Annotated in this window: 20 protein-coding genes; 5 read left to right on the top strand and 15 right to left on the bottom strand. The window is 39.8% G+C overall.

Features of this window, described 5'->3' with window-relative positions:
* Positions 1–135 precede the first annotated feature (135 nt).
* The 15 genes from PROVALCAL_RS18445 to PROVALCAL_RS18380 form a co-directional block, all read right to left on the bottom strand.
* Positions 136–687, bottom strand: a complete 552-nt coding sequence (locus PROVALCAL_RS18445) for a DUF1133 family protein (RefSeq protein ID WP_006660872.1) — start codon at positions 685–687, stop codon at positions 136–138.
* Between the two features lie 34 nt (positions 688–721).
* Positions 722–1,036: a Ref family recombination enhancement nuclease gene (locus tag PROVALCAL_RS18440; protein WP_006660871.1), complete on the bottom strand. Its 315-nt coding sequence runs from the start codon at positions 1,034–1,036 to the stop codon at positions 722–724.
* Positions 1,037–1,047: 11 nt separating this feature from the next.
* The gene (locus PROVALCAL_RS18435; protein ID WP_006660870.1) at positions 1,048–1,911 is read right to left on the bottom strand and encodes a phosphoadenosine phosphosulfate reductase domain-containing protein; all 864 of its coding nucleotides are present in this window, start codon (positions 1,909–1,911) and stop codon (positions 1,048–1,050) included.
* A 14-nt stretch (positions 1,912–1,925) separates the two neighbouring features.
* Positions 1,926–2,519: a DUF1367 family protein gene (locus tag PROVALCAL_RS18430; protein WP_006660869.1), complete on the bottom strand. Its 594-nt coding sequence runs from the start codon at positions 2,517–2,519 to the stop codon at positions 1,926–1,928.
* Positions 2,520–2,744: 225 nt separating this feature from the next.
* A complete protein-coding gene (locus tag PROVALCAL_RS18425; protein ID WP_006660868.1) occupies positions 2,745–3,395 on the bottom strand; it encodes a hypothetical protein in 651 nt (216 codons plus the stop codon).
* Between the two features lie 27 nt (positions 3,396–3,422).
* Positions 3,423–3,764 carry a hypothetical protein gene (locus PROVALCAL_RS18420; RefSeq protein WP_006660867.1) on the bottom strand — a complete coding sequence of 114 codons (342 nt, stop codon included), beginning with the start codon at positions 3,762–3,764 and terminating at the stop codon, positions 3,423–3,425.
* Positions 3,765–3,791: 27 nt separating this feature from the next.
* Entirely contained in the window at positions 3,792–3,962 is a 171-nt protein-coding gene (locus tag PROVALCAL_RS19820) for a hypothetical protein (protein ID WP_006660866.1), read from the bottom strand.
* A gap of 113 nt (positions 3,963–4,075) precedes the next feature.
* Positions 4,076–4,312: a hypothetical protein gene (locus PROVALCAL_RS20135; RefSeq protein ID WP_006660865.1), complete on the bottom strand. Its 237-nt coding sequence runs from the start codon at positions 4,310–4,312 to the stop codon at positions 4,076–4,078.
* Between the two features lie 2 nt (positions 4,313–4,314).
* Entirely contained in the window at positions 4,315–4,488 is a 174-nt protein-coding gene (locus PROVALCAL_RS18410; protein WP_039862423.1) for a hypothetical protein, read from the bottom strand.
* Positions 4,489–4,508: 20 nt separating this feature from the next.
* Positions 4,509–5,879, bottom strand: coding sequence for a replicative DNA helicase (locus tag PROVALCAL_RS18405; RefSeq protein WP_006660864.1), 1,371 nt, complete (start codon positions 5,877–5,879; stop codon positions 4,509–4,511).
* Positions 5,876–6,466 carry an ATP-binding protein gene (locus tag PROVALCAL_RS18400; protein ID WP_006660863.1) on the bottom strand — a complete coding sequence of 197 codons (591 nt, stop codon included), beginning with the start codon at positions 6,464–6,466 and terminating at the stop codon, positions 5,876–5,878. Before PROVALCAL_RS18400 ends, PROVALCAL_RS18405 begins: the two co-directional genes overlap by 4 nt.
* Entirely contained in the window at positions 6,459–7,310 is an 852-nt protein-coding gene (locus PROVALCAL_RS18395) for a helix-turn-helix domain-containing protein (RefSeq protein WP_006660862.1), read from the bottom strand. Before PROVALCAL_RS18395 ends, PROVALCAL_RS18400 begins: the two co-directional genes overlap by 8 nt.
* A 1-nt stretch (position 7,311) precedes the next feature.
* Positions 7,312–7,536 carry a hypothetical protein gene (locus PROVALCAL_RS18390; RefSeq protein ID WP_006660861.1) on the bottom strand — a complete coding sequence of 75 codons (225 nt, stop codon included), beginning with the start codon at positions 7,534–7,536 and terminating at the stop codon, positions 7,312–7,314.
* A 17-nt stretch (positions 7,537–7,553) separates the two neighbouring features.
* Positions 7,554–8,009, bottom strand: coding sequence for a toxin YdaT family protein (locus tag PROVALCAL_RS18385; RefSeq protein ID WP_006660860.1), 456 nt, complete (start codon positions 8,007–8,009; stop codon positions 7,554–7,556).
* A gap of 47 nt (positions 8,010–8,056) precedes the next feature.
* Positions 8,057–8,305 (bottom strand): helix-turn-helix domain-containing protein, encoded by a 249-nt coding sequence (locus tag PROVALCAL_RS18380; protein ID WP_006660859.1) that lies wholly within the window; start codon positions 8,303–8,305, stop codon positions 8,057–8,059.
* Positions 8,306–8,408: 103 nt separating this feature from the next.
* Between PROVALCAL_RS18380 and PROVALCAL_RS18375 the strand changes: the two genes are divergently transcribed.
* The 5 genes from PROVALCAL_RS18375 (at position 8,409) to PROVALCAL_RS18355 (ending at position 12,701) form a co-directional block, all read left to right on the top strand.
* Positions 8,409–9,161 carry a LexA family transcriptional regulator gene (locus tag PROVALCAL_RS18375; RefSeq protein ID WP_039862436.1) on the top strand — a complete coding sequence of 251 codons (753 nt, stop codon included), beginning with the start codon at positions 8,409–8,411 and terminating at the stop codon, positions 9,159–9,161.
* A 464-nt stretch (positions 9,162–9,625) separates the two neighbouring features.
* Complete coding sequence (locus tag PROVALCAL_RS18370) at positions 9,626–9,958, top strand: hypothetical protein (RefSeq protein ID WP_006660857.1); 333 nt, start codon at positions 9,626–9,628, stop codon at positions 9,956–9,958.
* 12 nt (positions 9,959–9,970) lie between these two features.
* Entirely contained in the window at positions 9,971–11,977 is a 2,007-nt protein-coding gene (locus PROVALCAL_RS18365; protein WP_006660856.1) for a hypothetical protein, read from the top strand.
* A complete protein-coding gene (locus PROVALCAL_RS18360) occupies positions 11,977–12,477 on the top strand; it encodes a siphovirus Gp157 family protein (RefSeq protein ID WP_006660855.1) in 501 nt (166 codons plus the stop codon). Before PROVALCAL_RS18365 ends, PROVALCAL_RS18360 begins: the two co-directional genes overlap by 1 nt.
* A 44-nt stretch (positions 12,478–12,521) precedes the next feature.
* Positions 12,522–12,701: a hypothetical protein gene (locus tag PROVALCAL_RS18355; RefSeq protein ID WP_006660854.1), complete on the top strand. Its 180-nt coding sequence runs from the start codon at positions 12,522–12,524 to the stop codon at positions 12,699–12,701.
* Positions 12,702–12,708: the final 7 nt, after the last annotated feature.

Below are 12,708 nucleotides of genomic sequence, written 5' to 3'. Positions count from 1 at the left end.
TTTAAATAAAATCATTTGTATAAAGCAAAAAACCCCGCACAATGGCGAGGTTTTCAATTCCTTTACTGCTTTGCGTGTATAGCTTCGCGCAGCGTATACCAAAATACTAACTTCATTGTTCAAAAAGTCAATGATTTATTCTGAATAATGATAACCCCGGTCAAATTCATCGCACATTGGTCGATAAAGCATAAATTCAGCAATAGATAACCAAGCCTTAATTCGCCTTCTACACGTTGATAATGATATAGATGGCTTACTCTCATGTAATTCAAGAGCTAGTGCATAATAGGATTTTTTGTATATATAATGCTGCTTCAAGACATTTAACAATCCTTGATCATGTGCAAAAACAGCGCTTATTACCTTATCCATTTTCCCACCTTCGGTATCACTGCAGAACCACATATTGCTAAGTGTTTTTTTATCCTGGTACTCTTCCAAAAAAAGCTGCAAGGTTTCCTCTGATAGTCCTTCTTTTTTCATTCTTTGCATTGCATCTTTAAGGGCTTTCTTTGTAATTTTCGGTTCTGTTAATAATCGCTGAAAAATACCTGCAGCTTTAGGGGATTTGCTAAACGCAGACCAACAACCCCACATTGTTAATCTCCCACGGATCCACGTACTCTCTAATGTGCGCAATCTTAAATGTTCACCACTCTTGCCGCTTGTCTCTGGATATATCATGTTAATACCTCAACTTCTTTATTTATCAATATTGCTAGACGCGACAAGCGCGTAATGCCATTACTTCAATTTTGGTTTGCTCGAGCAACTCTACTTCCGTACCGTGAATTTCTTGCCATGATTTAGGCGCTGCATGAAATCCAGTGTCATAGCTGGCGCGGTGGTGAGGTGGACATAACGGTAAAACATCTTTGTGGCTAGCTCGTTGAGCCATGCCCTGCCCCGTTCTCACGTGATGAATTTCCGCGAGACTTGCCCCATATCCCATATTGCGACAGCAAATACAGCCGAGTTCCGCTACATCTGATAGCCACTGTTTATCTTCTTTGGTCTTTGATTTTTTGGTCATTGGTCTTGCCTCTAATTCATTAACTCTGATATTTCGCACGATTCCGAGCATGATCCTGATTCATATCCTTTCATTCCTCTTATAGTTGCAGCAATCTCCTCATATTCTTGTGCTGAATACATCTCAATGATGTTTTCTAAAGAAAGGTTTCCTCTGTACATGATTTTATTTTCTTGCTTCCGGCGTTCTACAGTCCTTACAGATTTACTAGTGATAACATCTAAGAATTGCTTAGCTAAATTCGGTTCATCACGAGTTGCCAGTGCGATCTTATTCACGCCTTTCTTAATGCAAAAAACGCAATTACCAAGATGCTCTGGAATATCAAGATCAAATGATTGGTTCTTCCACCAGTTCAGTACATCTTGTTTATCAAAGTTACTGATGTCAGCTAGGTAAGAAATGTTATCTCTATGTTTTAAACGTTTGGGTTCATCGGCTCTTATACCTATCCATGTGTGATAATCATCACCAAAGGTTTCTCTGCAATATCGTTCAAAGGTTTCTAGCTTCATTGTTCTAGTGCAAAATGGACCATGAATGTACGGCGTACCATATTTGCTGCAAGCATCCACCCAAGGCTGTAGGTCATGACATATTTCATTAATGCTAATAACTTTATATGTATTCGCCTTCCCCAGTTGCGGATCAATAACAAGTCGCAAACACACAAGATCAATGTTCCAATTCTTAGCTACGTTACGAATAAACTCATATGTTTTAGGATGCTCAGCTCCCGTATCCATAAATAAAAATTTCACATTAAGACTTTCTTTTTCCCCTATTTGTTTTAACAAGTGAGTGAGATAGGCTGACGTTCTACCACCTGAAAAACTCACAACGTGATACTTCTTATCTTTGAAAATTTCTAACATATTCCTTGCTCCAATTAGGTGAAATCGAGCAACTGAGCTGCAGCATTTTCAGCGGCTTCTTGGGTTGGGAATTTACGGAATAGAATGAAGTTCCAAAGCACATCAAGCGTGGCTTTGTAGAGTTCGCCAAAGGCTAGGTCATCCATTTTGGCAAAGCTGATTGATTTAGCGACGCGGCGAATACTGCCGTCTGGCATCTCAAATGTTTCGTAGTGACCAGATTGCTCTACTACCCAATAACGGAAAGCATCAAAGGATTTAGCCGCTGATATATTATGGGCGCGTTTCTGTGCTATATCATCGAGATAAACATCTGCGGCAGATTGGAGGGCATCATCATTATCGGTGTAATAAGCGAGGAATTTAACGTAACCACGCACCAGTTCTTTTTCTTCGGGCGAAATGGTACCGCCGGTTGGTTCCCAGTATTCATACCCTAGATTGAGTAAAGCGAAGTATTTACGGTGGAATCGTGGGTTTCGTGCTTTCTTAAAATCAGCATAAAGCACATCACCACATTTAATTTTTGAATGCAGAAAATCTCTCGCAGCTGGATTAGCAGGTACAAGAGTATCGTTAGACATTTTGATAAAGCCATGCTGTGCCATACTTTTTCTCTCAGTAGACACAGCAAGTGTTAGGATTGGGTGTTCATACCAATGACTCTATTCTACTTTTTACTTATCCAAAAATCCATTATCTAATGATATTTACGACCTTATTGTTTCTATCTTTCTCCTAAAAATAACATGTATCCGTGATATGAATGGCAATGCCTTTTGTGTCTACAATTGCCTTCACCATTTCTTTTACCACAAAAGATGTGTTTTAAATCACAATGAAGATAACATATTTATGTAATCAGATAAATGTCTTGTATCTTTATCTGAGCACATTTCGTAAAGTAATTCCATTTCGTATTTATAGTTCTCAATTAATGGTAAATAATTACGAATAATATTATCGCTAACTGCATTATCTTCTATCATCACTATAATCGTTGGAATTAAATTATCATAAACCGAACCACTAATTTTCATTTCTAAAAAAACCTTTGAAATATCAAAGTCTAACTGTATAAGTTCAAATAAATACTTTTGCGAATCTGAATAGTTGGACTTTTTATAAACAGCTTGGTGTATATTACCGCTATCAATTAAATTCATATTAATAAGCTGATATTCGCTAAATTTGCAACTTGATAACTTAACGTCAATACCATCTGAAATGGTTTTTATAATCTTTAAAATATTTATAAATAAAAAATAATTACTCTTAATATCCTCCATAATAATTATTTTTATAGCATCTAATTTACGTTTATTTTCTTCTTCTTGTTTTTTTTCATAATCTTTTTTTTGCTTTTCATATAAAGAAATTGATGTATCAATAGCTCTTTTAGCTGATGTTGTTGATTTATAGGTTAAGCATAATGACCCAATACCAACAACTAAAGCGGTTGCAGAGATCCAATCGAAATCCATATAAACCTCAAATAAAGTAAATTTATACTATTCTACCGCTAATTTAAGTTCATGCCATCCATTGGTTACCCAGCACTTAGAATCACCATCAAGGCAACACTCCATCACTGGTAACCATTCACCACATTTACCACAACAACGGTTAAATAATTCCTCAATCTTGTGCTTAAGTCTTGCATCATCATTTCGTATGAGCATTTGAATATACTCATTCTCATCATATGGCTCACGTCCTGGTTTACGCAATGCACAATTACGCTTAATCATTTCATGTTCTTCAGATTCAACTTGCCACTGCGGGATAACAAAGCCAGCTTCACGCTGGCGTTTGCGTTGGGCAGCCTTGCGTTCTGCTGCTGACTTAGCCATTGGTCTTGCCTCTTCATATCAATCTGGTTAATGCACTGAGCAATAACGCTCAATAGATAACTCATCTACTCTAGCGCCATTTAGATTTGCCCAAAATGCTATTGTTGAAAGTACATCTTTTTCGCTTGAAGCGACAAAAAGAGTTATGAAAGATTGTTCGTCCCATAAACCACTTGCTTTATAAACCGATTTTTTCATTTTCACTCCAACTAACTACATCTAATAACTTTATGACAAGACGGTCTTATATCCGCTATAAAATGTTTAGTTATATGATGGGAGTAATTTTAGTTTTTCCAAGTGTGTATACTTCATATCTGCATTAATTGACGCCAATAGTTCAACCTATATCTAAAAAACTCTCGATGTACCTCTGGCGCCTTTTCGATTTCCACCAGCACTCGCTCTCTGTTTATTTTTCGATTTTTCAGTTGCCGAATTAGCCGGCTAGCGAATAAATCAAGTTGCTCCAGTTCGCGATATTCTTCTGACCACAAAGCACGATTGTGAGGCAGTCCATCAGGCAAGTAACTTGATTGCCCAGACATAACTACCTCGGCTTTTGTGGTTTCAAAATTTGCTGATATGGCGCCTTAGTTCTTGCTCGCGCAGCTGATTGAATACGCTCAATGTGGCATGGTGTATGATCCAAACCATCATCAGGTAATATGGGGTGGTTACACCGAACGAGTGATTCGCCGGTGATTGGGTCTTTAATTGTCATGGTCTTGCCTCAATAAGTTTTTAAAATGCCTTTTCTGCGTATTTGCGTGGTTTAGCACTCTGTGATTGCTGTTGCATTCTGGACACTTCCGTTGCCGTAATTTGGTCGGTTGGCATGTAATGTCCGTGTTTAAACTCTTGGTAGATGGTACCCGTTTCACCGTGTCGGTTTTTATCCACAATAACTTCAGCATAGTTTTTAGCTGGGCTGTTCGGGTTATAAACCACATCGCGGTAAGTGAATAAGATGTAGTCTGCATCCTGCTCTAAACTACCGGAATCACGTAAATCAGCAGCAACGGGGCGGCGTTGATTTAATGGGCGTTTATCAACGTCACGCGATAACTGGCTTAGGGCGATTGTCGGTGTATGAAGTCGTTTTGCCAACCCTTTCAATGCGGCTGAAATTGCTGCTATAGCCAAGTCGTTACGCTCTGCCTTCGGCTTTTTGATGAGACCTAAATAATCAACGAAGATCCCTTTTAAGTTTGGATACTGCCGCTTATGGTTCTCACTAATTGCGCATATTTGCTCTACTGTTAAGTTACTAGCATCGATGATGTGAATATCTCGATCCATTAAATGCGCTAAGCCTGAACTCAATCTTGCCCAGTCTTCATCATGTAATTGCCCTTTTCTTAGTGTTGATACAGGTAACTGTGATGAACCTGCGATCATGCGTTCCGCTATTTGTTGATTCGCCATTTCCATGGAAAATAGTAAGGCTCCACCGCCATCACGGGTCATACCCTCAATCATGGTTAAAGCAAGTTCCGTTTTCCCCATCCCCGGACGACCACCAATGAAAACTAAATCAGTCGGGTTAAACCCTCCGATTTTGTCATCTAATGCTTCAATGCCCGTCTTAATCATTCCACTAATATCTTCACCTAAGTTTCTACGCTCGAGGACTTCAACATATCCTTCAATCAGAGTATTTAGATGAACGGGTAACAAGTTTTGGTTACCGGCAGTGAGCTGACCAATCTGATTTGCGAACTGGTTAATCAACTCTTCTGCTTGCTCATGGTTACCTGCTTCAGTGATAACGGTCTGATATTTAGCCATCAGTTGAATGACTTGGCGAACACGGAAGTAACTATGAACTTTGGATGCGTACCCTTTCAGATTCGCTTTCCATACCGGCGATTTGGCAAGCTCCAGTAAATTGGCTAAACCGCCCTTATCACCTAAAGCATCCGCAATAAAAAACGGGTCAATTAACGAACTCGTTAGTGCTTGTTTTTTTATCTCTCGATAAACACGCTGGTAATAACTTGAGCTAAATGCCTCTTCAGGTAATGTGGCTAATACTTCATAAGCATCTTGAGAAGCACCACCAGCAAGAAAACCGCTAATCACAGCCCCCTCTAAATCGCGCTCATCCATCATAAGTGATTACCTCTGCGGTATGTTGCCCAATTGAATGTAAGCACGGTACCACCCTGTAATAATCGGTCTACTACACGTTCACCAAGCATTTCTTCCAACTCATTCAAAGGTAAATTGCTAACTAAAATAGTCGGCAATAAACTTTCGTAACGATCATTAATCACTTCGAACAAAATATTTCGTTCAGAATCAGTACCGTACTGGACACCGATTTCATCAATTATCAACAGGTCGGGATCACAATATTTTGCTAGCACATCCAGTTCACTAAATTCTGAATTTCCTGACCACGTTCTACGAAATGCGCGAATGATACGCGCCGCTGTGGTGATAAATACCGATTCCTGTAGACCTCCTGCAATCTCACGAGCGATCGATACTGCAAGGTGGGTTTTACCTGTTCCGGGCATTCCGCAAAGTACAAGCCCCTCTCCTGCATTTTTCCTGTCATTCCATGTTGTTACGTACTGTTTGCAGATCATGAGATTATGTTTAGCCGGTTGCGTAGTTGCTTTGAATGTTTCAAAGGTTGAACTAGCAAAACGCGGAGGAATATTCACACTAACCAATAAATCTTGTTCAGGCATTTTTACCTCCCACAAACCAGTGTGGATCCTGAGATTCATAGTGCTTGTCACCAAACCCAGTATGAGAATTAGGTTTGTTAAACTTGGTTATGGATTTCTCTGGAAATATTCCCTGCCAACCATTGGCAATCGAATTACAAATCACAGCATCCGCATCAGAACATCCCGCTAATTTTTTTGCTTGCTGCTTGCACATGGTTTCTGTTAGTGGTTTTTTAATCTCCTTGCGAAAATTAATCCAATCTGACCAAACTTCGTCACTCACGTTTTTTGGTTTCGCCAATTTTGCATCGAATGATTTTTTCGATTTTTTCGGCTCAACCTGAACTGATGGATCCTCTTTTGAATTTACTGATGGATCATGTTTTGAATTTACTGATGGATCGCCTCCAGATTCTGGAGGGTGAAAACCACCTTGAACGCCAGAAACTGGAGGGTCAAACCTCACTTTTTCATTGTTTTCTGTACGGTCAGAATCTGAACGTTCAGATTCTGGATGGTGAGATTTAGAAGCTTTTTCGCGCAATTTCCTTAATTTTGCATTTTCCTCAAGTGCTATTTTTTCTAACTTATCAACATTCAAAAAATACAAATTTGATGCATTTCTATTTCCATTTCTACGCATCTTTTTAACTAACCAGCCATCTTGTTCAAGCTCGTTACAAGCACTGCGAATAGTGCTGACACCAGCCCCAATTTGTCGGCTAATCGTTTCTACGCTAGGGTAACTAACCCCTTCATCACTCGAGTAGTCTGCCAAGCGAACCATGATCATTAATTTGGTACCTTTAACGCCAGAAACTGCGCAAGCATCCCAAACATAACCTTGAATTTTATTACTCACTTCACACCCCCAGCGCTTTAGCTATATCACGGCAGGCGTTCTGGTACTGTTCCGGCGTGAGTTTCTTTGAAAGCAGCTTTTGTTTTTGTTGTTCATACTGTTCCCAAACGCTTAGCGCAGCCGCTCTTCTTCCTTCGAAAATATCTTCAATTTGTTTTCTGTCCGCTGGCTTTCCATTCAATAGAAAACCATTGCAGTAGGTAATCATTTCTGTCGTTCTTAGCATTGGTCTTGCCTCTTGAATTAGTGCACGCTGGTCTGGCGTGGTATCGCATTAAGCGCATTAACTGCATTATTAATCTGGCGTGACATGTCACGACCCTCTAATAAAATTTCTGTCATTGCTTCAGCAAAGCGCTGTATCGCAATTGACGTTAGATAATTCATCGTGTCGCCACGAATCCTAGCCAACCTTGTGGCTGGTAATGCAATTTCAATCGCCGGCATCAACTCTGCAAACTTTCTGATTGATGCGTTGGAATCACCACGCAGCCAACGAAATATCTGCTGTCGATTGTTATTAATCGCTTTCCAATCTGCATGACCGTACTCATCTTCAATCATATGTAGGCGCACGTTAGTTCTATCTCTAACTAATCGCATATATGCACGACTGATTTCTATTGCTACATGTTCCTGACCTGTTTCTGCTGCCCAGTCCTCAACCTCGGTGCGGACAATGTTGATATCAAAGTTCATATGCTGCGTCTCCTGTCGCTAAAAATTGATTATGAATAATCAGTTTTTTAACTTGATACCTGAAATACTTGAGTTTCATTTGGCAACCCATCGTATGGGTTAGGGTAATCAATTGGATTTAACTCATGGGGAGTGACTAACCAATTTGTCTTGGATGCCCATTCAATGGCTTTTCTCCCTCTTGGGACATAATTTCCAGCGATTACTTGACTAACAAAACCCTGAGTAACGCCAACCATTCGAGCAAACTCGGATTGGCTAATCTTCTGATTTTTTAAATATAAACTTAGATTCATCTGCTATCTCCTTTTGAATAACAACAATATTAGCAATGCTAATTTAATAAATCAATAGCAATGCTATTAGAAAAATATTAGCAATACAAATAAACTAATGCTTATGACTAGAAAAATATCTGATGTCGACAAGAATGCCGCTCATAATCTAAAAACGATTTGGGAGGCAAAAAGGGATACTCTCGGTTTAACACAAGAGAAAGCCGCGGAGGCTTTAGGCTTTTCCACGCAAGGTGCTGTAAGTCAATATCTTAACGGAAGAACTGCATTGAATACCGATACAACCCTAAAGTTTGCGGCTCTTCTGCAAGTACAACCAGAAGATATAAACCCTGAGTTAAAGGCGCTTTTAGACTATGTTCGTTCTAATAAACAAGCTAGTGTTGCTGAGCATTCCCCTTTAATTACCCGCAATGAGCACAATACGCTAAGGTTACTTGATATCTACGCAAAAGCTGGACCTAGTGGGTTTATGAATAATGAGTTTCCAGACACCATAAGATCAATTGAATTTTCGTCAGAGAAGGTATTTGAATTGTTTGGTCGTAAAAGTCTCAAGGGTATAGAAATGATTAATATCACTGGTGATAGTATGTCCCCCGCAATTAATCCTAGAGATGTTGTTTTTGTTGATACTCATAATGAATACTTTGATGGTGACGGTGTTTATGTGTTTAGCTTTGAAAATGCCTTATTTATAAAAAGATTACAAAGGGTTAAAGGGAAAAAATTAGCTGTTAAATCTGATAATTCTGCATATGAAACCTTTTATATTGAAGAGTCAGAAATGCATGACCTTAAAATTATTGGTAAAGTCATAAAATCTCTCCCGATCAAAATGATTGACTTTGCTTAGTAAAATCAAGTAATTAAATAAAGCCGCATATATATGCGGTTTTTTTTCGTCTAATATAATTAGCAATGCTATTGACATTAAAAATAGCATTGCTAATATTTATTCCATCAAGACAAACAACACAGCAAGTGTTTAGTCAGGTGTTCAAACCAAATTTAGTTTTGATGTTATGTCGGAGGAGAACCAAAGCTCTCATCGCGACCTTTCAAGATTACCACGACATAACAGTGAATTTTTGCAATACCAGGGAGTTTAATTAGTTACCGACCAAATCTACAAGGCAAGACCTGACAGCTCGGAAAGACGGGCATTGATTTACAGACGTAAAAAAACCCACCGAAGTGGGTTCCTTTACCTCGGGTCGCCGACCAAAGCTAACCGAGAATTCTACTAGCGCGACCAAACGCTAGAAGAGGCAAGACCAATGATAAATCACTGATCACAGTTATTTTAAAGGAGCTGCTATGAAAGCACAACCTAAAACCCTAAGTGTCACCCTTTACATTCATGCACAAAAGCAATTCGACGGTTCATATCGATACCGACCACTCCCATTCAAATACGATATGGAGTCAGGTTTAGGTTTCGTTGTATCTGAGCATACCGTTGAAATTCCATTTCAAGAGCTAAGTACTGAACAGTTAGTGAATGCTGAAATTGAGTCCTTACGCGCAGAACAAAACAAAATACTTACTGATGCGCAAGTGAAGTCCAGCTTACTGGAAGACCAGATCCAGATGCTGCTTTGTTTAGAAGGCAAGCCCATTTCTAAAATTGACGAAGAAATCCCTTATTAAGAGGCAAGACCAATGAAAACTTTTATCTGTGTATTTGAGCCAACGTCTGAGGCTCGTACAAATGGCGCGGTACCATTAACTATCGCTTTAAATGCAACTAACGAAAAGCTAGCTAGCGCATCAGCAATGATCAAACTGTCAGAAGCTTATCCAGAATCTATGGATAGCTTCAATACTGACGAGCCGTTGATCTGTGAAGATACTCTGGGGTCTCCTCGTCCTGCCATCGGTGAATTTGATGAAGCCTTTGCTTCTCAAAATGAATTTAACGGCACTAGCTGGCAGCCTATCGTTTATAAAGACTTTAATAAATTAGCGCCAATGGTTCGTATTGCTGCAACCCTGCTATATGGCAAGACTCAGTTTACAGATGCGGAATATAGCCAAGCCATCAAATTCGTGCACGAAGGTAGCGATCAGCCAAAAATCCGTAATATCGGTAAAGGGCTGGCTAAAATCAGTGCTGTATGCACGATGGATGCAGAACAAACTATCGAAATTGCACAAGCCGTTTCTGAGTTCGCTGATGATGAAATCACCATTGAAGATGCTACCGCCCTAGGTAAAAGTTATTTGAAAGAAGAACCTAAGCCGGAAGTGATCTCCGCAACAAAAAGTGAAAACGATGAGTCAATTCTTAAACGTGACTACGCCACGATTGATATGGAGGTTGCCCTTGCATTAATTGGTGATGTTGATTTTGACGCTATCCGTAGTGCTGATATCCGTAAAGCTAAAGAATTAATGGCAGCTGAAGATAAAGCATGGAAACGTTTATCAATGGACTTGCGCACACTCCCTAGCGTTCTCGATATACCGCGCGAAAACATCTTTGCATTAGTGACTGAGGCACGAGAGAAGCCTGAATTATTTGATGATGCCAATGCCCGTAAAGCGTTTATCGATGCAAAACTTGGTACCGAAAATCCAAAAGTAACATCCTTAGGTAATGGTCGTTTTTCAGTTGATAACTTAGGTACTAAACCGGCTAATGATGAAGATCCCAAAGAGCCCGTTACCAAAGAAAAAACTAGACGCAGCAACAAGAAAAAAGAAACACCGGCTAAAGAAGAAAAAGAACCGGAGAGCGTTGCTATTGAAACTAAAGAAACACCAGCGGTTACTAAACCAATTTCCACTGTCATTGCTGAGCAAGATGATTTTGAACATCGTGCAACAGTTATCGCTGAAGTACTCGAAGGCAATAACGACCACCTCAGCATTTGGAAGCGCGTACAGCGCACTGACGCACGATTTACCAAGCCTTTAGAGGGGATGGGATTTACTGGTACCAGCATTAACAGCACTTACATGTTTATGCGTGCGACTGAAATCTTTGGTCCTATCGGTGAAGGATGGGGATATGAAGTTATTGAAGAAAAGTTCATTGATGGAAAGCCACTCGTAGAACCTGTTCTCGATGAACGTAATAAACAAGTGGCAACTAAATTTTTACGTGATAGTGATGGTTCATTATTTTGTGAACAGAACCATTCACTCAAAATTAAGTTCTGGTACAACACTGAACGTGGATTACGCGGTGAATTCGAAAGTTACGGCGCCACACCTTATCGATACCAAACTAATTACGGTATCAAAGTCGACAGTGAAGTAATTAAAAAATCACTCACCGATGCAATTAAGAAAGCATTATCGATGCTTGGATTCAGTTCTGATGTGTTTATGGGAATGCACGATAACCCTGAATATGTTGCAAGCAATAAACTCGAGTATGAAATCAAAGCAGCGACAGACAATGCCGAAGATACAACTCGCGTTCGTAAAGAGTTAGACGAGAAATTCACTCGACACACTGAGACTATGCGCAGTGCTGTCACCGCAAACGAATTACGTGGTATTACTTCAACCCTTACCCGTGAAATCTCAACCCACGCTAAATTAGCTAAACAACGTGGTGATACTGAATATGAAAAATATTTAAACGGTCGTCTTCGCAGATTAAAAGAAATTGAAGATGAGTGTTTAGACCAACTGAAACAAAAAGAAGAGGCAATCTAATGACCAAAACAACTGCTATTGCAATGGCTGCTGACTACAGCAAATTACAACAACTCGTCGAAACTGGTGAATTTACCGCGGAAGATATCGCCGATACGTTGGTTGGTATCGAAGGTGAACTAGGCGATAAGCTCGATGCAATTATGCTTCATGCCCGTAATTTAGAAGGGCAAGCCAAGACACTGGATGAAGAATCCAAACGTCTGGCAGACCGTAAAAAGTCATTCGAAAATCAGGTTAAGAGCCTGAAAAAATATGCCTTGGATTGCTTGTTAACTTCAGGCTTGGACAAGTTAAAAACAACTAAAAACACATTCACGGCTCGCGCTGGTGTTGTTCGAGTCATCATTGATAATGAAGATGCACTGCCTAATGAGCTAGTCGATGTTCAAACCATTACGGCACCCGACAAAAAAGCCATTAAAGAGGCTATCGAAAACGGCATCGACGTTCCCGGTGCTCACTTGGAAACTGGTGACCGTTCATTGATGGTTCGTTAATACCTATAGCGCCCATTACTGGGCGCATTATCAGGAGAGACATTATGGCTATGAAACTTGAAGTGATTATTACTCACGATGAAGCAAGCAATAAGTGCAGCGTAGAGTGGTCTACAGATACAACTGAGCATGTGACAACCCAAGAAGAACATACGCTATCAATGGTAAAAAAAGCCGTATTACTTCAGCTTGGTTACCCAACATCAACGGCAGTTATTCACTAACGTGACA

The sequence above is a fragment of the Providencia alcalifaciens DSM 30120 genome (assembly GCF_000173415.1).
Classification (GTDB): Bacteria; Pseudomonadota; Gammaproteobacteria; order Enterobacterales; family Enterobacteriaceae; genus Providencia; species Providencia alcalifaciens.
Note: the sequence above shows the minus strand (reverse complement) of the source record. Positions and strands in the feature narration are given on the sequence as shown.